We start from the raw sequence: 21,753 nt of genomic DNA, 5'->3' as shown, positions 1-21,753 counted from the left end.
GATACATCTAAACGTGTTATTAAAAGTCTAATATGGTGAAATAACAGGTTCTGTCTGCATAGGCATCTGCGCCTAACATACCACCTCCTTCATGCACAATGGCAATGCTAAAGGTTGTTGTGGTTTGACTGGTAACATAAATATTAATATTGTTAGTACTGGTTTCTAAAACACTTAATTGAATTGGGTAATTAGCAGATGACCTAGCGGTCGTCATTGTAAATGTATATCTACCCGTACCTATTTTGGTAGCAGCACTAAGACCACTGGCCGTAATGCTATTACTTGCAGGAATTAGTGTTCCATAAGCCTTTATTGGGCTTTTGAAATAGGCGCCACCATCGGTACCCACTGTAATACTATTATTCGCATTTGCACTAATAACAGTAACAGATTGTGAAGTGCCGTCTTCACTAGTATGGGTTATTATTCCTGTACCGATATTCTGAGCTATGGAAGTTTTTGTTTCTAGATCGGAAAGCGGTAATTTTCTCAAAACGCCGTCTGTATCTGCGGTCACAATTTGGTCTGTATTAGCACCCACATCAAGTGTGCGTATTCTGGCCTTTCCGTTTACATCCAATCTTTGACTGGGCGTATCGGTGCCAATGCCAACTAAGTTATCATCACCACTAATGACTAAAGTATTTGCATCAAAGTTCAGGTCATAATTGTTTTGTGTTACCATACGGTTATCCGTTAAAATTCCATTGTCCGAATAGAGATTAATACCGGCTACATTGGCAATTTCCGTATCTACATAGGTCTTGACCGCAAGTTCAGTAGGAAACTTTGTATTCGTAGCATCGGATAAATCAACATCGGTAGACTTATTGGCTGTATCCTCTTTTTTTGAAAGCGCATCTAAATTTATGGTCAGCCAAATACTTCCATTATATATTTTGGTTACTTCTGCACTAGAATCAAACCAAATATCATTTTCTAAGGGGGTAAGGGGAACTATTGGACCTGTGCTTACGACAGTATTCCTAATAGCCACCTTCGTTCCTTTATGATCTATAACCATTTCTTCTTGCGCACAAATACCTTGCTGTAAAAACAGACAAACTAGAAAAGTCGAGAGGCGATATTTAATATTCAGTATAAAAATGAAGAAATAGTTAAGATGATTGAAAGTTGGATTTTCACGCACACATTAATACGGACGAAAAGCAGTGAATTACCCTTAAAACCGAAAACTATTACTCTGCTAAATGGCCTAAACCTTTTTTAAGGATGTATAGAATTAACTACAAGAATTGGGTTTATTTAATGTACTGCACCTCAATAGTATCACCAGCATAAACAACATAATCATTAGTGATATCTAAAGTCACTGTTGAAGCAGATACCGTATAATCCACATTAGCAATAAGCTTGGCTCCGTTTCGATACACCCAAACTTGGCTAAATGCAGGTAAAACAGGGCTTCCTGTAAGTGCATACGTCGTGAGAGTTGCACCATTATCCGTTGCATTTGCTGTAAAACTTTCTTGTCCGCTCGTAATAATATCAATATCCGATGCCAATAATTTTTTGGTGTCTCCGGTTGCCTCATCACGCACTAAAAAAGTATATCCGGTACCGGTACCGGCATCTGAACCATCAGTAGCATCTGTAGAGGCAGTTTCAGAACTGATTAGCGCAATACCGTTGAGCCCAAAAATATTTCCGTCAACATCTATAAAAGTGTCGTCCGTTAACGTACCTCCTAGTTGCCAAGTTGTAGTGGTCACATCTGCTGTGGTATTTGAAAGCATGGTGATACCATTTTGAGACTGAAGGTACTTGATGGTACCTTTATTATCAATGACACGAACAGCACCGGCTGTAGTGGTTGTCCCGGGATTAACGTCTGTCTGTTTGACGACATCACCAGTTGTCTGTTGTGCACTAACTGCAGCACCTGTAAGCATAAGCAAACCAAAGGCAAGAGTTTTAAAACTGCTGAATATGTTTTTTGTTTTCATAATTGTTTATTTAACTATTTTTAAAAATGTATTTATTATAGAATTTGTACGATTCGTATGCTATCATTTTGGAAACAAGTCACGTCACTTTTCAATTCAATTGTGTTGGTATCTATGGTTGTGAAATCTATGCGCACTCCATTTCTATAGACTTCAATTTTTCTACTATCATCAAAAGGAAGGGGGTGTTAAATTGTGTCTGTTTGTTATAGGCTACAATCACTATTTGTTCCAGTTCTGCACCACTATTTACACCGTCAGCACCAGCAGGACCTTGTTCGCCTTGTTCTCCTTTTTCACCTTGAGGTCCGGTTAGATCAGAAGAAGTATATGAAGTACCATCATTATTATTGATGGTGAATGTTCCATCATTATTATCTACAAATGAAAAAGTACCAGATGAGCTATTACATAGATTCACCCAATTTGCTCCATTGTAAGAATAAACACAATTAGTATCTGTATTATAAACCATTCCCCCTATAAGGGGTTCAAAGAAAGCATTTGGGTATTGGTTATTCTGGTGAGCACAAGTACTTTAGTGGTGCTTTCTAATTCTAAGATAGAAGTCTCATCAATCATGCTTACATTATCACCAATTTTTACTTGACCGTAAGAAAGTATTCCGCAAAAAAGAAACAGCAGAAACACAAAATATTTCGTAGGCATACTAACACTAGATTAATTCAAGACCAAAGATGACTTCATAAAAGATATTTTAATAATTAATGTTGTAAAACTGTAAGAAAAGAATGTAAACATTGTAAGATATGATGTTACTATTATCGTGGGGAGGTAATAGTAATTAACAGGGCCAATAAATATATTTCCATAATTTTATAAGCTTTGCGCCCTAGTATAATATGTGAATATCTACCTACCTTTTTAGTCACAACTACAAAAGTTGTAGAATACTTAAAATTGTCCAAACTTAGAATTTATTTTTTTTGTCCTAAGATTCGATATTAGCTATTGCCAGATTATTGTTACCGCAAGTCCTTGTTACCTATTTTTATTTTACTAAGCCTGAGGTCAAAGGCGAAGAGATTCACTTTTATTTTATAAAAGTCAAATTGATAAAGACTAAGAACTTCTTATCGTTGCAGCTTTGTACTACTAAAACAGGACAATTATTCTATGCATAACCTTTCTTTGTTCTTTCTATGGCTTAATTTTGCGGTGGAAATATTTAGAAGGAGACTCATGGAAAAGGGATTACACCGCGTATTATACGATTATCTACTAAAAACTGGAATAAGCGAAAGCTTTGCATCATATCTAAATCTATTTATAGTATTAGTAGTTTCCTTAATTTTTGCGTATTTCTTAGATTTAATTATTTGGAAAGTTTTACGCTCCATATCCTTAAAGTTCTCCAGAAAATCAAAGACCAATTTTGATAATTTTCTAGTTATCAATAGGGCTCCTCGTTATATAGCTCATATCGTTCCATTATTCATCTTATTTAAGTTTATTCCTTTTGCGTTTTTTCATTTTGAATATGGAGCTCAAATAGCTCTTAAGGGACTCCAGATACTTTTTGTAGTATTAACTCTTTACATAGTTAAAAGCCTTTTTAGAAGCATAAATGACTATTTAAAGACCAAACCTAGGTTTAGAGATAAACCAATGGATAGCTACATTCAGGTGTTTATGATTTTTGCTTGGTTTATTGGTATTTTGACCATATTTGCCATAATTACAGATGTTCTGATCTGGAAATTCTTCACCGCTCTTGGGGCCGGTTCCGCTGTAATACTGCTCATATTCAAAGATTCTATTCTGGGTCTTGTAGCCAGTATTCAGGTTAGTATAAATGACATGGTCCGCATTGGCGACTGGATTACTTTTGAAAAATATGGGGCTGATGGTAATGTTAGCGAAATTACCCTTGCTACCGTAAAAGTCCAGAATTTTGATAAGACCATTACCACTATTCCTACCTATGCTTTAATCTCCGATTCTTTTAAAAACTGGAGAGGTATGGAGGTTTCCGGTGGAAGACGTATTAAACGTGCATTGATTATCCGCCAAAAAAGTATCCGTTTTCTAACCGATGAAGATATGGAGTCTTTTAAAAAGATACAGCTCATACAACCCTATCTTACTACAAGGAACGAACAGATAAGTGCGTATAATAAAACTCATGAAATAAACAAGGAATTACCTATTAACGGAAGAAACCTGACCAACATTGGCGTATTCCGTAAGTATGTAAATGATTACCTGGAAAGTAATTCTGCCATAAATAAAGGTATGACTTTAATGGTGCGTCAACTAGCACCAACACCACAAGGTATTCCTTTGGAGATCTATGCTTTTAGTTCGGACAAGCGCTGGGAAAATTATGAGTATATCATGGCCGATATTTTTGACCACCTATTAGCTGCATTACCTTATTTTGATTTAGAGGTTTTTGAACTTCCTGTTTCTCTAGATTCTTTACCTAGTAATTAGACCATGAGACTCATGTGGGGTCTTCATAAATTATATATCGTACTTCTAAAAACAAAATAAACGTACGTGGGTATGTTTATACAATTGTTGTAAGGAATAAGGAAAAATAGATAAGTATTAAGCAGATTTAAATAGCTGCCGAAACTTTTTACTGATACGTAACAACAACGCATATAAAACCCAGGATTTTAGTGGGCGTAAAGAGAAAAAGTTAATCGAAATTTATTGTAAAAGTTGTTCCTACATTAACCTTACTAGATGCAGAGATAACACCGTTCATAGCTTCAATTTGAGTTTTTGTCAAAAACAAACCTACACCCTTTGCATCAGGATGCCTGTGAAAAACTTTATTTAATCCAAACAGCTTATGGCCGTGTTGCTCTAAATCTATACCAAGGCCATTATCATGGAACTTGAGTACAATATTTCCGTTTTCAAGCTCTGAGGTAATTCGTATTTCTGGTATGCGGTCTTCTGATTTATATTTAATTGCATTTCCTACCAAATTGAGGAAAATACTTTCCATATAAACTCTCTTATAACGAATAGTAGAAACCTTGGAGAAATCGTTTTTAATTATCGCGCCAGAATTCAATATTGCTCCACTCAAAATTTCTTTGGTATGCTCCAATACGTTACCTAAATCAATCTCTTCTAAGTCTTCGCCTGAATCACCAATCTTAGTTTTTAACGCATCCACCAACGTGTTAAGCGTTAAAGTAAGGTGTTGAATAACTGTTTTAAACTTGCCGAATATATCGGTACGATCCAAATCAGTTTCTGACTGATCATATATTTCCAGCAATGAGTTAAGGTTGGCTACGGGTGCCCTTAGATTGTGAGACGTAATATGAGTAAAATCTGCAAGTTGCTTATTTTGACTGGATAGTTTTTGTGCTACAAGTTCTAAATTCTCTTTTGCTTCATTAATTTTTTGTTCGGCTAATTTTCTTTTGGTAATGTCACGTATGGCTGCAGAAACCAACAACCCTTCTTCTGTATGAAGCGGACTTAGACTTATTTGAATGGGTATTTCATCTCCATTTTTCTTCAGAGCGTATAAATCTTTACCATTACCCATTACCCTAGTTATTGGGGTGTTGAAAAAGCTATTTCGGTTTTTAGTGTGTTTAGGGTAAAACCGTGTGGGAATTAAAATTTCTACCGGTTTATCAATTAATTCTTCTAGTGTATATCCAAATAATTTTTCAGATTGTTTATTGATTAGCTGTATTGTTCCTTTATCATTTACGATGACCATAGCGTCTGGAGCAGATTCTAAAAGTCCTCTAAACTTCTTTTCTGCCATTTTAATATCGGTCACATCTTGGCTAGTACCTACCATTTCAACAATCTCACCTTTTTCGTTGGTATGAACTTCTCCTAAAATGTGAATAGTTTTTAGCTTACCCGAAGTAGTTATAATTCTATGAGTAAAGCTATTAAGCTTTTTGTCTTTTATTGCTTTATCAAAATATTGATTAACAATTTCTTTATCTTCTGGATGAACAAAACCCAAATACGTATCAAAATTAAGATTGGTTATGGTCTCGTCAAGTTCAAAAACGGTATAAAGATTTTGTGACCACTTTACGGTATCGGTCATGGTGTTCCATTGCCAATTGCCCATCATTGAAATCTGTTCCGCAAAATTTAATTGCTCATTTTTTTCAGAAGTTCACTTTCCGCATTTTTAATTTCAGAAATATCTTTGGAGATTGCTATAAATCCTTCATTGGCATTGTCTCCATTTTTAATAGTGGTTATTGTAGAAAGTACGGAAACTGGCGAACCATCTTTTTTGTAATAGGTCCATTCACGAGTGTCGTTTAACTCCTTTTTAAAAAGGTTTGCATAATGATCATATGTACCTGGATTTTCACCATTTAGTACTGCAATATCATTTCTAAATTTTGTGATTTCAGCCTCGTGAATATATTTTCTAGGTTTTTCTATCCCAACCATTTCTGCCGCAGAATACCCCAATAACAACTCTGCACCATGATTGAAACGATTAATGACACCATTTTTATCTGTTGTTATAATTAAAATAGATTCTGAGTTGAATATAGCTTGTAATTCAGAATGGGCTTTTTGCAAATTACGTTCCGCCATTTTAATTTCGGTTACATCTTGGCAGGTACCGCTTATTAATATTACCTCATCTTTTTCGTTAGTAAAAACTTCTCCTAATAGTTGAATTATTTTTAATTTTCCCGAAGTAGTAATAATACGGTGCGTAAAACTTTCCCAGTTTTTATCTTTTACTGCGTTCTCAAAATGTTGAGCAGTAATTTCTTTATCTTCTGGATGAACAAAATCTAAATATATGTCTAATTTAAGATCGGTAATTTTTTCGTCAAGCTCAATAATGTTATATAGATTTTTTGAAGATTTTCCTTCATCGGTAATAGGATCCCATTGCCAATTAGCCATCTTTGAAATCTGTTCCGCATAATTTAAAAGCTGATTTTTTTTCAGAAGTTCACTTTCCGCATTTTTAATTTCAGAAATATCTTTGGAGATTGCTATATAACCTTCATTACTATTGTCTATATTTTTAATAGCCGATGTTGTAGCAAGTACCGGAACAATAACGCCATCTTTTCGGCGATACATCCATTCTCGGGTATCATTTAAATCATGATCTAAACTATCTACATAATAATTAAACGTAGCAGGGTCTTTACCATTTTGCCTTGCAATATCACTTTTAAATTTGGAGTGTTCTTCTTTAAGAAGATAGAGTTCAGGTTTCTCTTTCCCTACTACTTCAGCCGCGGAGTAGCCCAATATAGCTTCCGCTCCATCATTAAATCGATTAATGACACCATTTTTATCTGTTGTTATGATTGAAATAGAATTTGAATTGAATATAGCTGTCAATTCAGAATGGGCTTTTTGCAAATTACGTTCCGCCATTTTACTTTCGGTTACATCTTGGCACGTACCAACCATTTCCACAATCTCATCTTTTTCGTTGGTATGGACCTCTCCTAAAAGTTGAATTATTTTTACCTTACCTGAAGTGGTAATAATACGATGTGTAAAACTTTCCCATTTTTTATCTTTTTCTACTTTCTTAAAATGTTGATTGACAATTTCTATATCTTCTGGATGAACAAACCTAAAATACGAATCAAACTTAAGTTCCGTTATGGTTTCATCAAGCTCTAGAATTTTATAAAAATTTTGCGACCACTCTACTTTATCCGCAATCGTATCCCATTTCCAATTGGACAACATTGAAATCTGTTCGGCAAAATTTAATCTCTCATTTTTTTCCAGAAGTTCTTCCTCTGCATTTTTGATTTCCGAAATATCGGACAACACAGCAATAAAGCCCGTGTGTTCACCGTGCACATCCTTAATGGATGAGACTGTTGTTTGACAGGGAAATGTTGAACCATCTTTTCTGCGATGTGTCCATTCCCTGGTATCATCCATATCTCTTTTTGAGATATCTATATATTTTGAAATATCTTCAAAATGATTTAAGCTGGATGGCTTTTCCCCGTACTTTTCCTTTAATTGGTTTTTAAACGCTACTAACTCTTTTTCTGCAATAAATCGCATAGGGTTACTGATTCCCACAATTTCTGCAGCAGGATAACCTAATAAAACCTCCGCACCACTATTAAAATTATGGATAATACCATCTCTACCAGTGGTTATAATCGCAATGGCTTTTGAATTGAATATAGCTTGCAATTCAGAATGGGCCTTATTTAATTGTTGTTCCGCAAGCTTTGTGTTATTTATATCTTGAATTATTCCAAAAAGTCGTGTTAGTTTTCCGTCCAAGTATTCTGATCTCCCCACTACCCCATCAACACGCATTTCCTTTGGCAGTTATAATTTCTAATTCTAGATTAAAATGGGTTCCTTCTGCTATGGCACTTTCAATTGCTTTTCTTAATTTTTCTCTACTTTCACCTTCTTTGTAATAGTTAATCCCACTTTCTAAATTTGGTATAAAATCTTCTGTCTCCTCATGTATTTCACGAACTATTTTACTCCAATAAACTTCATTGTTAAGAAGATTTACCTCCCAAGTTCCTATCCGGGCAATTTCATTTGTTTTTTCAAGTATCTCATCAATTCTAGCTTTTTCTAGCTCTTTTTCCTTTCGACGGGTAACATCTCCCGTATGCATCAAAATGCCACCAATTTTATTTTCTGATATGAACCAAGGACGAACATCCCAATAAATCCATTGTATGGAACCATCTGTACGTTCAAAAGCAGTTTCTTCACAAATATCCGTAGCACCATTTAGACACCTATTGTGCATATCTTTCCAATCATCACCTATTTCAGGAAATATTTCGTAGTGGGAACGACCTATTAATTCTATTCCTTCTAGACCATAATCCTTTATCCATGATGGAGACGCGGCAATGTAACACATGTCGTTATCCACCATAGCCATTGCAGTAGAAGCCTGCTCAATGAACATTTTCTGATATTCTTCCTGCGACTTTGAATTGTTCTTAGCTGTACTCAATTAGTTAAATTTTGTAGGAAATTTATTTAAGGTAACAATAATTAATGAACTAGAATAGAATGATCAATTTCTAATGTTATTTTTTTAAGAAAAAACTTACAAATATAAAACGAGATATTCTAAAAATATTGCAGTATGCTACTTGATAACTTCTAACTGATACACCATATTAATTTTATTATCAACAGCTTATATCCTAAAGCAAACAATAAAATTACCGAAGGAACCCTTAATCTAAAAAAATCCAACTTCGCTAATGAAGGTTATAAAAAGTAAAAACTCTCCTACATTCAATAGTTTTGAATGAGGGAGAGCGTTTTATTTACTTCGTTTACCCAATCTAAAAAGGGCTTACCAAGATAATATTTACGTCCTATGGATTAGTAGACCAAATAGATGCATTTGCCAACATGGCTCTTCTAGGTAATTTTAAACCTGCAGTAATCAATTCTGCAAAATCTTCCGGTTGCAAAACTTTTTCCGGGTTACCATCTGTAATACCTAACTCCAAAGTCATATCTGTAGCAATGGTACTTGGTGTTAACGTAGATACTCTAATGTTGTCCTTACGAACCTCTTTAGTCAATGCCTGAGACATACCAATAACAGCAAACTTAGATGCTGAATATGCGGACGTATTTGCGTTACCGCTTAACCCAGCTGTAGAAGAAATATTTATAATATCTCCTTCTTTATTGGCTATTAAGTGCGGCAAAACTACTTTGGTTGCGTAATACACACCCAATACGTTAACCTCAATCATACGCGTCCATTCGGAAGCTTCCATTTCAATGAAAGGGGCAAAATTTCCAATACCGGCGTTGTTCATTAAAATATCTACTCCGCCTAAATCTTGGATGATACTTGCCATTCCCTTTTGTACGGCTTCATAGTAACTTACATCAAACGCTGCATAGGTTGCATTTACACCTAACTTCTTAAGTTCAGCTACCGTTTCTTTTAGGGTATTCTCATTTTGACCAGTTATTCCAACAGCAATACCTTCTTTTGCAAAAGCAATTGCAGTGGCGCGGCCTATTCCCCTACTCCCACCGGTAATAATGGCTTTTTTACCTTTTAAATCTTCCATCTTAAAAACTATATTTTTTAGTAAAACTTTCTATACGCAAGATCAACAAATCTTGTTTGATTTCCTTAGACTAGGAAAGATATTTAATCCTGTTAAATGATTAAATAAACCGCATAGAATTTATGCTTCCTGCAACATCTCAGTCAACACTTCTTTAAAAACATGCACTGGTTGCGCACCAGTTAACGCACTTTTTTTATCAAATACAAAAGTAGGAACTGATGATACACCTAGCCCTTGCCAATACTGCTCTTTAGAAGTAACCTCATAAACTGCTGTATCGTCATCTAATCTGGCCATACCTTTTTCTACGTTTAGGCCTACTGCTTTTAACTCCTGAGCTAAAACTTCTCTATCCGAAACATCTTTTCTTTCGCTAAAAAAAGCGGTTACAAAACGCATCTTAAGTTCTGTTTGTTTACCATTTTCTCTAGCATAATCAAGAAGCACATGAGCTTCACGAGTGTTAGCCATGCGCATCTCATCAAAGTAATCAAAAGTAAAACCAAGCTCTTCGCCAGCTTCTACCATACGTTGTTGAGATTCTCTTTGCTGCTCTAAGGTAGAACCATATTTATTGGCAATATGCTCAATTACATTTTCTCCTTCTGGTGGCATCTGCGGATTTAACTCAAACGGTTGCCACTCAATCTCTACCTTATCTTCTATACCTAATTCAGAAATGGCTTTTTGCAAGCGTTTATAGCCAATGGTACACCAAGGACAAACCACATCTGAAACAATGTCTAATTTTATTTTTTCTGCCATAACACAATTTTTTACTTAATAGAAATACTGCACTTATACTGTGTACTTTTCTTAATTATACCTTCTTAAAAGTAGTTAGACTATATCACTAATTTGAAGCACTCCCTGAACATTGGTATAATTAGGCAAATCTGCCGCCAATGTTCCTGCATGAGGTCCAAAAGACTTCTGAAATTCTTCTACAGATTCAAAATATAGGTTTGCGATGGCAACGTAAGGAGCTAGCTCACCAGGTTCTCTTCCTGCCAATCCTTTCTCTACCTCAACTTTTTTAAGCGCGCTCCCTACCAATTTCTTAACCATTGGTATATGAGTATTTATATAATACGCTAAATCAAATTCTACAGTTTTACTATTCGGATATAATACGGCTACTTTAATCATTACTTTATTTTTTATGTTGTTCTATAATATCAATTCTTGCCTATGGGATTCAACTTATCAGCCGGAAAACTATCCCATTTAAAACTTTCTACAGTTACTCTATGTACGTTCTCATTGGTGTCATCTTTAGGTTCGCCAATTTGCGCTGTCAACACAAACGGTACTAAAACACCATTTACGTTTCTATAGTCTTCAAATTGTATGGAACCATACAAAAAATTTGGTGCAGGTTTAGGATTATTTCTTGTAGTAAATGTGGCCGCTTCCACAAGACCACTTTCTTTACCTATCCATAGTACATAGTGGTCGTAATCCTTAGTAGTTTCATTTCCCCAACTCACAAAAACTTTTTCAACTTTTTGCCCTCTTAATTCATCTTGACCAACATACCTTATAAACGGAGCTTTAGATAAGCGGTCTGCTAACTCAAAGAAATACTGCAATGCGCCAAGGGTGAAAATAATTCCAGCATTATCCTCTACTTCCGAATGATATGTTATATGTTGTTTTTCGTAATAATCATTAGAAATTATTCCGGCAATATGTCCTTTCTCATCGCCTTCCAAAACTTCCAGCTGACTATCAAAATTACCTACTTTAAACCGAAAAGCTATTTTAGGATTCTCCCATGTATACGGTGACCCCACTTTTCCCATCAATCCAGACCAATAATCCCTTCCTATTACCTCATAAGTTGAAAACTGGTTAAGTTTATTTAATCCTTGTTTTAGAACCGCTTCATCTAATAATGCTTTAGCATAAGCTATTTTTTCTTTGGACTGATGATTGTCTTTGACTTCATCTGGTCTTAAGTCGGCCATGGACAAATGCGCTAATTGCCATAAATACCGCGAGTGTCGCAAATACCAACAATATAATTCTAAATATTTTTTTCATGGTTAGTTGGGGTTACTAGAGAAAAAAGCTCCTGCCCGAACCTACGGGCAAGACCATTAATTTATATAACTAAGAACTATTCGTTCATATCTGCCAATACCACATTGTCCGAAAAACTTTGGTAAGCACCTTCAACTTGCTTGGCCATAGCATCTGGAAACAAGTGGAAATCACCTGCTTTTAATGCACTAACAATACCTTCTGAAACTTCTTCAGTAGTTGAATCTGTCTCAAAACCAGCACTTGCGGCCATATCCGTATCAATAGGTCCTGGATGAACACTTAAAATACTAACTCCTTTAGCGCCTAGTTCTGTTCTTAACCCTTGAGTTAATGAATATGAAGCAGCCTTAGATGCTGAATATGTAGACAATTGCGAAAAGTTTTTGATAGATGCGATAGAATTCAGCTGTACCAAAGCTCCTTTTTTATCTTCCAAAGTCTTGGCAAAAGCATTAGCTACACGCAATAAACCAAAAGCATTAACTTCTAGTTGTTGTCTAAAATCTTCTTCCACATTTTCTCCTATTGTAGCGTATGGAGTTCCTAGTCCTGCATTGTTTACAACAACATCTACATCATTAGCTTTCTGAGCTAAATCTTTAATGGATTGCGAATTAGAAACATCTGCTTTAATGGTCACTACTTTATTGCCATACTTTTCTTCCAATTCTTTGGTAGAACTTGTATCACGCACTGCCAAGTATACTTTCTTGGCGCCGTGGTTTATAAAAGATTCTACAATTGCTTTACCAATACCACGATTGGCTCCTGTTACTAATGCTACTTTATTTTCTATTGAAATGCTCATAGTTTATGTTTTTATATCGAACTGTTTTAAGGTCGATTTTTTTAAGGTGATTAGAATTAATAAACCTTCCGCTTTAAACGGAAGGCTTATTTATTGCCATCATGCTTCATTAGCTAACAACATTTGGCAATGTTTTTTTTACTTTTTCCAAGCAAATTTTTGGAAAGGTGCATCAACTGGAGTCTCTGCAATATGATTTACGTAGTTACTGATTACTTTTTGTGAAAGGCCTAAAACAATTTCTAACAATTGTCTCTTTTCATAACCAGCTTCATAAAAAGTTTGAATATCTTCTTCACTAATATTACCTCTTTCACGCACTACTTTTAATGTAGTTTCATGTAATACCTGTAATTTTTCAGAGGGTAATTTAGTGCCGTTTCTTAATGCTTCTGTAATAGCATCATCTACCTTCATCATTTTTGCGATGGCCGTATGCGCAGGTACACAGTAATGACAAGCGTGTTCTACGTTAATTGTTTGCCATACAACCGTAAGTTCATCATTGTTGAAAGATGAGTTTACGAAAAGCTCATGTAAAGATTGGTATGCTTTTAATAAACCATATGATTCAGCTAATACGCCGTGTAAATTTGGAATACTACCAAAACTCTTTACTGAATTTTCTAATAACGGCTTGCTTTCTGCTGGTGCTGTTTCTAAAGTGTGTATTGTTAATGTGCTCATAGTTTCTATTTTTTAATTATTAGTATATTTATTTCTAAGCAAACGCTTAGTTTTAGTAAAAAAAATTTTTATATGTTCAAAAATGTAAATTCAATTGTATCGTTGAGTTGGCTTTGGTCGAAAACTTTTGATGAAACTGACAAACCCAACAAACTATTCATTAAATAATTTGATTGTCTAGCGGCTTCCTCTATCGTATTATCTTTTTCTTGCAAAAGATTATCTACAAATAATTGCTTTATATCGTTAGCAAAATCCATCAATTGCTCCATGATTACAGGGTCTCCGTCTTCTTTAATTTCGTTTACCGTATTAGTCACTAAACAACCTCTATTCTTATCGTCTTCTTTCGCAAATTCTAAAAAATCATAAAAGTATTGCTTAATACCTTCCTTTCCATTATTAGATTTAGAAAGCTTATCAGTTATAGACCGTATTCTCTTTTTGTACGCATTAATACTTTCAAGAAATACACCCTGCTTATTCCCAAAACTAGAATAAATGGAAAATTGGTTGATGCCCATTTCCTTTTCCAGCATACGAACAGTAGTAGCCTCATAACCATTTTTCCAAAAAAGAGCGGTGGCCTTTTCTATTACTTCTTCTTCGTTATATTGCTTTTTTCTAGCCATTGTTTCTTAACTACGATACAAAACTAAGCACTTGCTTTGTTATTACAAACTTTTTAAGAATAATTTAGCTTTTGAGTATAAAAAAACAGCTCAAACGTCTGGTTCACAGATTTGTGAGCTATACGTTTGAGCTGCCAATAAAATTACTTAATACTTTTATCTACCTATAAGACACAGCAATCTTAGCCAGTTGGCCAACAATTTTAACTGAGTCTTTCATGGATAATTTAGAGCCATCTGCATGAATCCATCTTTTAAGTGGCTGCTCACAAATTATGCGCTTTGCTTCTTCTTTACCGTAATGCTTTCTCATACGCATGAAAATCTCAACATCAAAAAGCCATTTGGTAATGAACTTTTTGTTGAACATAGTTGAAGCTATCTCCCGGTCCATTATTTTGGCGCCACACTGCGTATCTTTAAACGGCATACCTAGAATAGTCTGTATGATCATATTTATGGTCATACTTATAATTTTACGAGCAGATTCTTTTGTGATATTCGCTCCCATTCTACTAATTCTAGAACCACTCACAATTTTGAAATCCGAATTTTCAATAGTCTTGACTAAATCATCAAAATCTCTAAAATCTGTTGAAAGATCGGCATCTAGATATCCTAGATAATCTAATTGTTCATCTTTAATCATATGTAAGATTCCTTGACGTACGGCTTCTGCCTTACCACCATTCTTCTCACAATTATATACACTTATATTAGACTCGTTCCCTTTCCGAAGCTCATGTAACACCTCTAGAGTTTTATCTGTACTTCCATCATTTACAAAGCATAAATGATATCCCAAATTCTCTTGCGCAAAGGCTTTGAATTCCGGACCTGATAAACGGTCTTCTTCATTATAACATGGTATAACTACACCCACACAGTTCTTTTGAAGCATTCGGGCATTATCACTTGTTACCGCTTCTTTTTGAACATCGGGTGCACCTATGATTCGTTTTATCCGTGCAGCCATTTCATCTAGACTCACAGGCTTTTTCATATAATCATTGATACCTAAGTCAAAACCATCTACAATGATTTTCTCATCGGTATTACCGGACATCACCAATATTGGTGTTTCAGATTTCTGTTCAAGACGAATGTGTTTTACCACTTGTAATCCTGACATACCTTAAGCATGTTAATATCCACCAGTACTAAGTCTGGTTGAAAATTATCAAATACTTCTATGCCCTGCTCACCGGAACTGGCTGTTTTAACCTCATAACCTAGTTCTAATAATCTCTTTTCAACAGAAAGCAAAATCAATTGCTGGTCGTCAATGGTTAATATTTTCATGGTGGTATTTTTTATAAGATGTGGGATCCTAATTTTTTGTTTATGCTTTTACTTTTTCGTGCGATAATCCAATTGCGTTTACGTCTATTATTTCTCCTTTAGATTTTTGAACCTGAATGGCCTTGAAATAATCTAAATACATTTGGGTAATGGTACTCATTGGTAGCGAACAAGCAGCCTCATAATTGGTCTTGGCCAACTCTGTTCTATAAGCATCATCAGTAAGTATTTTTTCTATGGCATCTGCTAAAGACGCTTTGTTCTCCGGTAAAAAGAACTCGCCTCTATACCCTTCTTCTTGAACAAGTACACTCAAGTCTCCTAGATCCGGAAGTGCAACTGCTTTTCCGTAGCTTCCTGCTTGGTGCAAAACTCCAGAACTACCTGTAGTAGAAGTATACGGAAAGACCACTACAGCACTTTGACCAAAAATAACGGGTACGTCTTCTTCGGCTACATACCCTGTAAATCGTATTTGAGGTACATGACTATAAACTTCTTCCATTTTCTTAAGATATCCAGGTATTGGGACTATCTGTACCTGCAATTACAATTTCTATATCTTCATTGCTTCTATTTCTGATTACTTCTACAGCCTCTATAAGCACTTCAACTTTTTTGTAGGTGCCAAACTTACCAAAAGCCATAACCTGCTTTGGACCTGCGGGAAGACTAAAATCCGGTTCTGGCGGTGTTTCAAAAGAACCGTGAGGAATTAACGCAATGTTCTTCGCTTTATATTTTTGTTCTAGAATAGTTACATATTTGCTAATGGTAACCGCCAAAATATCTGACGCCAAAACAAACTTCGTTAAAGTGGTTCCAATAAAACCGTATACCTTTTGAAGTATTTTACTTTTAGTAAATCCGGCACTATCCAAATCTACTTGCTCCAATATATTGTGCAATAATGAAATGGTAGGAATACCTTTAAATTTAGTTGCGTAAGGCAACATCAACCCTAAAGCTGCCGGTATCTTTTTATCACCAAATTTTAAGAACTGTAAATTAAAAAGTACGGCATCTGGCTTATGGATACTAATAGATTTATTAACTGTCAATAAGTTCCAATAGCTATTAAAATCCCAACATTCTGAAACTGTAATTTTACACCCTTCCCCTTCAAATGAAAGGTCTTTTGGCTCCTCCGTTTTATCTGTCATCAAAATAATTTCTGTGACTTCTTCCTGTAATCTAAAATGCTTTACAAGATAATATCCGTATTCCGTCAATGTGACTTTACTGGGAGGATATGCGGTTACAATGGCTAGTTTCATACTGTAGGTTTAATTTTTTGGGACTATTTAATGAACAGTTATTTTATGTATTTATACTGATTTTTAAATTTTCAACTTTCTATTACGCTCTTCTTTCCTAATTCTTTACTCGCAAAATAAACCAACTGGACTACCAATAATATAGACATGGCTATCAGTTGCATATGCACTACACTTTCTAAATTATCATGGTATAACACCACCAATAATATTTGCGAAAGACCTAATACACCAGATAAAATAACAGGTACATAATGGTCTAACGACAAAAAGTAATATGCGAAAATGTTGGATATAGCGAACAGTGAAGTCGCCAATGCATACTGCCATAACAAACTGGACATAGCTACATACGAATCTCCAAACATTAGAGTTATAATCAATTCCGGGAATAGGTAACATGCTGCTACAATACCAGCAGAAAGCAACCCTATATAGGATACATATTTAAACAAAATTGGTGCTGTTGGTTCGCCATCTTTTTGTTTCTGTACTACTACAGGAAGTAAGAGCATTACGAACATCCAAGCTACAAAATACACTACCCTGCCAATTAAGGCTAAAGACGCGTAGAGACCAGCTTCCGTTGGTTCAAAATAGTGCTTCACTAAAAGGACATCACTATTATTTATGATGATTTGAGTAAACTCATAACAGGCGGTCAACCATATAAATTGTGAGACCCGCTTTGCATTATCTGGACTCAGTTTTCTAGATTCTTTGAAAGATATGGACGTACTGTCCGAAGGAAAAAGTCCGAAAAGAAACGATAAGAATATTCCTAATGCCACCAATGTTCCTAGTTCAATATCCAAAATAAAAAGTAATATCATGGTCAATAACAACCGGCTCCACATTTCTGTCTGGTAAGTGATAGACAGCTTTCCAAATTCTTGCTTGCCTTGGTATGCTCCTCTATTTACACTCATAAAAAAGTAAATAGGTATGCCTAAACCAAAGATGATAAACATCCAATGACTTTCTGTATTGAAAAGCGATTGTAATTGTTTTGAAAAAATAAGAATAAGTACGCCTATAATTAGACCTACAATACTTGCTTGACGATAACTTATGTTCTTAAAAATATCCCATTCCTTACCTGAAAAAATTACAGCAAATTTTGCCGTAGCCAATTGAAAGGTCATTCCCATAAAGGACAAAACCAATAATAAGGTTACTAAAAGTGCTGCTTCCGAAAATGCTGCAGGCCCCAATAACCTACCTAACAAGAGGTTGTAAAGGTAGTTACCACCATTTACCAAAAGTACGCTACCCATGAACAACTGCTCTTGGGAAACTTTTTTAAACATTAACTTTATGGCGGTCATAGTTGGTGATATCTAGGTTTTGTTTCTTATCTCTACTATCATGTTCTTACTTCGCTACTTTTGGATATAAAAAGCATACTTATCTGTATGTCAAATATCTAGTTTCAAATTTTTTCTAAAATTCCGAACTTGATATCTAAACGAATTTTTGTTAGAATATTGTAGGATTTAACTTATAATCGATAAAACGTAGCGTTTCGTAGAATTATTCTGCATTTCATCGATTATGTGAGCGCTCTGTATACACCAAATCTATACCTCAGAAACTGCGTTTGTTTTTATTAAACTTTTTGTAACCTCAATCTCATCATACTTATATTATCTATTAAACCGCTATAATTCATAGTATTACAATCCTTTAAACCCTAAAGAAAGATGGTTATTTTTAGCATCTTTTAATCCTCAAATATATCTGTATTTACGGCGCTTTTTAAGATAGAAAAGTTCATTTACGCTCAATTGTATACCAACGGCTCAAATCAATAGATATACAATACCATCGATGAAATACAATATAAACACCTTTATATTGTTATATTTTCTGACAATTAACCACCAATGCAACGCACCAATGTTTTATTGATCTTGGCACTGGTCATAGGTATAGCATTTCATGGGTCGAGTATATTCTTTACTCTTGAGACTACCTATGATGCCCTGATTCATTTATTTTTTGCCGATCATTACGCCAATAGCTGGTTTGAACCTTGGGATTACCGTTGGTATACGGGTTTCACTGTACAAGCCTATCCTCCTTTAGTGCACCAATCTATTGGTATTCTTTCTCATATTGGCGGACTTAAATTTGGAATGTTCAGCGTGGCTATGATTGGGATTGTCCTATTCATAACAGGTGCTTATAGATTTGGTCTTTTAATGACCGGTGATAGAAAAATAGCTGGTTATACAGCTTTGCTTGCCGTCTTTTCATCAACCTTTGTAGAGACCTTGCACATTTTTGGACAATTACCCAGTATAATTGGGCTCTCTGTACTTTTGCACTCCCTACCTGAAATTTATCTCTGGGTTAAAACTGGAAAAACTAGATATATAGTTACCAGTCTTTCATTGATTGCCGTTACGGTAACCTCACATCATGTGACCCCTATTTTTGGAATGATTTTCTTTATTTTTCCGCTGCTAGGGATGGCGGTTATGGATTCGGCCAGAGATCAGGTCAATAGTTTTAAAGAGGTCCGTTTTGGCGTCTTTTTTAAGCAATTTAAAAAGTGCTTCTGGCGGATAGTTATTTTGGATTTTCCTCGTTATTTCTCATTGTTACCTGTATCCTACCCTATTGGATCAATTCAAAGAAAAATCCAATTACCCAAGTGCCCATACCCCATGGTTCCAGAGACAATTTTCTTGAGGTAACCTCATCCGGACTCGTATTTTTTGTTATTCCCTGTGAATTCTGACTTTTATTCTCCCATTTTTGTTTTACCGTTTTTATAGTAGGCGATTCATCTTTTTTGGATTGTCATTTTCTATGTTAACCCTTTTGGGAACTGGAGGTACTACACCACTGCCCCTTATATTACTTGGCGAAACAGCTTTCAACATATTAACATTAGACCGTTTTACCCTTTGGGCAACCATTATGGCATTACCCCTTTTTGGGGAGTTTGCCTACCGTATGGTAGAAGGCGACCTCAAAGACCTTATTCAAGAAAATTGGGGTCGGGTGTACCATCGTATTCTTGGGGGATTAATCATGGGAGGTATTTTATTCATGGTCATTTTCACCATGAGCCTTGGCTATTTTAGACCATCACAGCCGCAGAAAATAAAGATGCAACCCATCATTAACTTTCTAAGTCAAGATTCTCATGACCATTGGCGTTATTTACCCTTAGGTTTTGGAGATCAAATGGCATGGTTATCCGCACAGACAAAAGCCATGACGGTAGACGGCAATTACCATTCCGCTCGCCGTTTACCAGAACTTACCACAAGGGCCATTGAGCGTTTAGAAAATTCTAAATTTAGAGGGGTTGAAGGTATTGGCTCTCTACAGCAATTCTTGACGGTACCTGAAAAGTACAACCTTAAATATATATTTTCCAACGATAAATTTTATGATCCCATTCTCTATTTCTGCGGTTGGCAGCGTCTACAACAATTGGAAAATGGAATAATGGTCTGGGAGAAATTAAACGTACCTCCCTTTCCCACAATAATGCCAAAAGAAGATGTTCATGTAGCTCTTAAAGTTATGTGGGGAATCATCCCTATTCTTACTGTTGTTCTTGCATTTATTATAAATATTCAGTGGATATGGGTCAGAGCGCTAAAAGCGAAAAAACTACCGCAAGGGGAGTTTATGAAATATGCCATTAAGTTTAAGAACTTCCCAAAAAAACTGATAATAATCAATCATATTTGGGCTGTGATTATCCTAAATGTTTTGGGATATGGCATCTATCTATTCTATATCAAAAATGTAGACCAGATTGCTCCTACTAATGTCGTTGAGGCCTATTATGATGCATTGGATTTTAAGGAATTCAACAAAGCATACTCATTTTTAAATCCTGATAGCGATAAAAGCATAGCACAATATATGCTGGAAGTATCCGTAACCGATGGTATTCTAAGTTCTTATGCCAAACTAGATTCTTTGGGTATTGAATTTTTACAGGAAAATGATACGACCGCTCGCGTAAAAGCGGCCACAAGATGGATTACCCCTTTAGAGAGTATTAATAAAAACTATTACCATAGTCTTGTTAAGAAAAATGGCAAATGGTATATTGAACCTTCTACAATAGATAATGATTTACCGCCCGATCAACTCTTTACCTCTAATAATACTACTTTCTTTAATCACGGTAGACGAAAGATTACTACGCAACAAACACATCATGAAGATGTCCTAAAACAACCTGTTTTAGAGGTGCTGAAAGCTAAATTGGTCCAATACAACGGGAGTTATAGTATTATTGGCGAACTGCAAAACGTAGATCACGTTCCTGCAGATGTCGTCATAAAGGGTACACTTTATAATGACTTAAATAAAGAATTGGCAACCTATAATGCCAAAGATGTTGCCAAGCATAAACTGATGCCAAAAGAAACTACTACGTTTAGAATAGATTTTGAAGGTATAGCCTTATCATCTACAAAAGATACTTTGCCTCCTACTTTTGACCCCGATCAGTTTACTCCTATGACGTTTGAGGAGCAACCTACTAAATTCAACTTACAGTGTGCAGGAAATGTTGCTAATACGGATTTGTACAAACAGGTGAGTCTGCAGGAGCTAATTTTTGAGGATGATAAAATAAGTGGTTCGCTTTTTAATTCGGGTATACAGGAAGTAACCATTCCGCAGTTGTTAATTTCTTATTATGACGAAAGCAAAAACCTTCTGTGGGTAGAACATGAGTTTTTAACTGATGGTGTTCGCATTCAAAGAAAACGGTATTTTGAGTATGAACCAGCGTGCTTAACGGATATAAAAATTATAAATAGTAGTCTTAAAAACTGTTTCGTAAACGGAAGCCCTAACTCAGAAATTAGTGACAAGCTATTTCCTAACAGGGATAAATCACATGCCGAAGACCAGCTGCAGCCGTACTCCGGTAATGGTTTTGATTATTTAAAATTTGAGTTGAACAGTTATATTGGCAATCCTAAATGA

Annotated in this window: 15 protein-coding genes and 3 pseudogenes; 2 read left to right on the top strand and 16 right to left on the bottom strand. The window is 35.4% G+C overall.

Annotated features, from left to right (window positions below; translation table 11 throughout):
• Window positions 1-19: 19 nt before the first annotated feature.
• From Q5W13_RS15075 to Q5W13_RS15065, 3 genes are all read right to left on the bottom strand, one after another.
• Complete coding sequence (locus tag Q5W13_RS15075; RefSeq protein WP_304443560.1) at window positions 20-1,027, bottom strand: hypothetical protein; 1,008 nt, start codon at window positions 1,025-1,027, stop codon at window positions 20-22.
• A gap of 238 nt (window positions 1,028-1,265) precedes the next feature.
• Entirely contained in the window at window positions 1,266-1,970 is a 705-nt protein-coding gene (locus Q5W13_RS15070) for a hypothetical protein (RefSeq protein WP_304443559.1), read from the bottom strand.
• 127 nt (window positions 1,971-2,097) lie between these two features.
• Window positions 2,098-2,445, bottom strand: a complete 348-nt coding sequence (locus Q5W13_RS15065) for a collagen-like triple helix repeat-containing protein (protein ID WP_304443558.1) — start codon at window positions 2,443-2,445, stop codon at window positions 2,098-2,100.
• Window positions 2,446-3,173: 728 nt separating this feature from the next.
• Between Q5W13_RS15065 and Q5W13_RS15060 the strand changes: the two genes are divergently transcribed.
• Window positions 3,174-4,427, top strand: coding sequence for a mechanosensitive ion channel family protein (locus Q5W13_RS15060; protein ID WP_304443557.1), 1,254 nt, complete (start codon window positions 3,174-3,176; stop codon window positions 4,425-4,427).
• Window positions 4,428-4,638: 211 nt separating this feature from the next.
• Here Q5W13_RS15060 and Q5W13_RS15055 read toward each other — a convergent pair whose 3' ends face one another.
• The 13 genes and pseudogenes from Q5W13_RS15055 to Q5W13_RS14995 all read right to left on the bottom strand — a co-directional run bounded on the left by Q5W13_RS15055 (window position 4,639) and on the right by Q5W13_RS14995 (window position 18,110).
• Window positions 4,639-6,060, bottom strand: a complete 1,422-nt coding sequence (locus Q5W13_RS15055) for a PAS domain-containing sensor histidine kinase (protein WP_304443556.1) — start codon at window positions 6,058-6,060, stop codon at window positions 4,639-4,641.
• 20 nt (window positions 6,061-6,080) lie between these two features.
• Window positions 6,081-8,267 carry a PAS domain-containing protein gene (locus tag Q5W13_RS15050; RefSeq protein WP_304443555.1) on the bottom strand — a complete coding sequence of 729 codons (2,187 nt, stop codon included), beginning with the start codon at window positions 8,265-8,267 and terminating at the stop codon, window positions 6,081-6,083.
• Window positions 8,257-8,934 carry a PAS domain-containing protein gene (locus Q5W13_RS15045; protein ID WP_304443554.1) on the bottom strand — a complete coding sequence of 226 codons (678 nt, stop codon included), beginning with the start codon at window positions 8,932-8,934 and terminating at the stop codon, window positions 8,257-8,259. Before Q5W13_RS15045 ends, Q5W13_RS15050 begins: the two co-directional genes overlap by 11 nt.
• A gap of 373 nt (window positions 8,935-9,307) precedes the next feature.
• Window positions 9,308-10,024: a 3-ketoacyl-ACP reductase gene (locus Q5W13_RS15040; protein WP_304443553.1), complete on the bottom strand. Its 717-nt coding sequence runs from the start codon at window positions 10,022-10,024 to the stop codon at window positions 9,308-9,310.
• Between the two features lie 120 nt (window positions 10,025-10,144).
• On the bottom strand, window positions 10,145-10,792 hold the full coding sequence (locus Q5W13_RS15035; RefSeq protein WP_304443552.1) for a DsbA family oxidoreductase: 648 nt from the start codon (window positions 10,790-10,792) through the stop codon (window positions 10,145-10,147).
• A 75-nt stretch (window positions 10,793-10,867) separates the two neighbouring features.
• The gene (locus tag Q5W13_RS15030) at window positions 10,868-11,176 is read right to left on the bottom strand and encodes an EthD family reductase (RefSeq protein WP_304443551.1); all 309 of its coding nucleotides are present in this window, start codon (window positions 11,174-11,176) and stop codon (window positions 10,868-10,870) included.
• Between the two features lie 29 nt (window positions 11,177-11,205).
• Window positions 11,206-11,997 (bottom strand): hypothetical protein, encoded by a 792-nt coding sequence (locus tag Q5W13_RS15025; RefSeq protein WP_304443550.1) that lies wholly within the window; start codon window positions 11,995-11,997, stop codon window positions 11,206-11,208.
• Between the two features lie 152 nt (window positions 11,998-12,149).
• Window positions 12,150-12,884, bottom strand: coding sequence for an SDR family oxidoreductase (locus Q5W13_RS15020; protein ID WP_304443549.1), 735 nt, complete (start codon window positions 12,882-12,884; stop codon window positions 12,150-12,152).
• A 138-nt stretch (window positions 12,885-13,022) separates the two neighbouring features.
• Window positions 13,023-13,571 (bottom strand): carboxymuconolactone decarboxylase family protein, encoded by a 549-nt coding sequence (locus tag Q5W13_RS15015; protein ID WP_304443548.1) that lies wholly within the window; start codon window positions 13,569-13,571, stop codon window positions 13,023-13,025.
• A gap of 68 nt (window positions 13,572-13,639) precedes the next feature.
• Entirely contained in the window at window positions 13,640-14,203 is a 564-nt protein-coding gene (locus Q5W13_RS15010; protein ID WP_304443547.1) for a TetR/AcrR family transcriptional regulator, read from the bottom strand.
• 160 nt (window positions 14,204-14,363) lie between these two features.
• A pseudogene (locus Q5W13_RS15005) lies at window positions 14,364-15,505 on the bottom strand (response regulator).
• Window positions 15,506-15,545: 40 nt separating this feature from the next.
• Window positions 15,546-16,782 (bottom strand): annotated as a pseudogene (locus Q5W13_RS15000) (glycosyltransferase).
• 71 nt (window positions 16,783-16,853) lie between these two features.
• Entirely contained in the window at window positions 16,854-18,110 is a 1,257-nt protein-coding gene (locus tag Q5W13_RS14995) for an oligosaccharide flippase family protein (RefSeq protein WP_304443546.1), read from the bottom strand.
• A 558-nt stretch (window positions 18,111-18,668) separates the two neighbouring features.
• Between Q5W13_RS14995 and Q5W13_RS14990 the strand changes: the two are divergent.
• Window positions 18,669-21,753: pseudogene (locus Q5W13_RS14990) on the top strand (hypothetical protein).

This window comes from Zobellia laminariae, assembly GCF_030553095.1.
Taxonomy (GTDB): Bacteria; Bacteroidota; Bacteroidia; order Flavobacteriales; family Flavobacteriaceae; genus Zobellia; species Zobellia laminariae.
This window is presented reverse-complemented; position numbering and strand designations above follow the sequence as displayed.

What these genes read in the sequence shown, in the direction of transcription:
- Q5W13_RS15050 (WP_304443555.1), bottom strand. Translation starts at nt 8,267, where the DNA reads ATGCGTGTTGATGGGGTAGTGGGGAGATCAGAATACTTGGACGGAAAA.
- Q5W13_RS15070 (WP_304443559.1), bottom strand. Translation starts at nt 1,970, where the DNA reads ATGAAAACAAAAAACATATTCAGCAGTTTTAAAACTCTTGCCTTTGGT.
- Q5W13_RS15040 (WP_304443553.1), bottom strand. Translation starts at nt 10,024, where the DNA reads ATGGAAGATTTAAAAGGTAAAAAAGCCATTATTACCGGTGGGAGTAGG.
- Q5W13_RS15035 (WP_304443552.1), bottom strand. Translation starts at nt 10,792, where the DNA reads ATGGCAGAAAAAATAAAATTAGACATTGTTTCAGATGTGGTTTGTCCT.
- Q5W13_RS15015 (WP_304443548.1), bottom strand. Translation starts at nt 13,571, where the DNA reads ATGAGCACATTAACAATACACACTTTAGAAACAGCACCAGCAGAAAGC.
- Q5W13_RS15025 (WP_304443550.1), bottom strand. Translation starts at nt 11,997, where the DNA reads ATGGCCGACTTAAGACCAGATGAAGTCAAAGACAATCATCAGTCCAAA.
- Q5W13_RS15020 (WP_304443549.1), bottom strand. Translation starts at nt 12,884, where the DNA reads ATGAGCATTTCAATAGAAAATAAAGTAGCATTAGTAACAGGAGCCAAT.
- Q5W13_RS15065 (WP_304443558.1), bottom strand. Translation starts at nt 2,445, where the DNA reads ATGGTTTATAATACAGATACTAATTGTGTTTATTCTTACAATGGAGCA.
- Q5W13_RS15075 (WP_304443560.1), bottom strand. Translation starts at nt 1,027, where the DNA reads ATGGTTATAGATCATAAAGGAACGAAGGTGGCTATTAGGAATACTGTC.
- Q5W13_RS14995 (WP_304443546.1), bottom strand. Translation starts at nt 18,110, where the DNA reads ATGACCGCCATAAAGTTAATGTTTAAAAAAGTTTCCCAAGAGCAGTTG.
- Q5W13_RS15060 (WP_304443557.1), top strand. Translation starts at nt 3,174, where the DNA reads ATGGAAAAGGGATTACACCGCGTATTATACGATTATCTACTAAAAACT.
- Q5W13_RS15055 (WP_304443556.1), bottom strand. Translation starts at nt 6,060, where the DNA reads ATGATGGGCAATTGGCAATGGAACACCATGACCGATACCGTAAAGTGG.
- Q5W13_RS15030 (WP_304443551.1), bottom strand. Translation starts at nt 11,176, where the DNA reads ATGATTAAAGTAGCCGTATTATATCCGAATAGTAAAACTGTAGAATTT.
- Q5W13_RS15010 (WP_304443547.1), bottom strand. Translation starts at nt 14,203, where the DNA reads ATGGCTAGAAAAAAGCAATATAACGAAGAAGAAGTAATAGAAAAGGCC.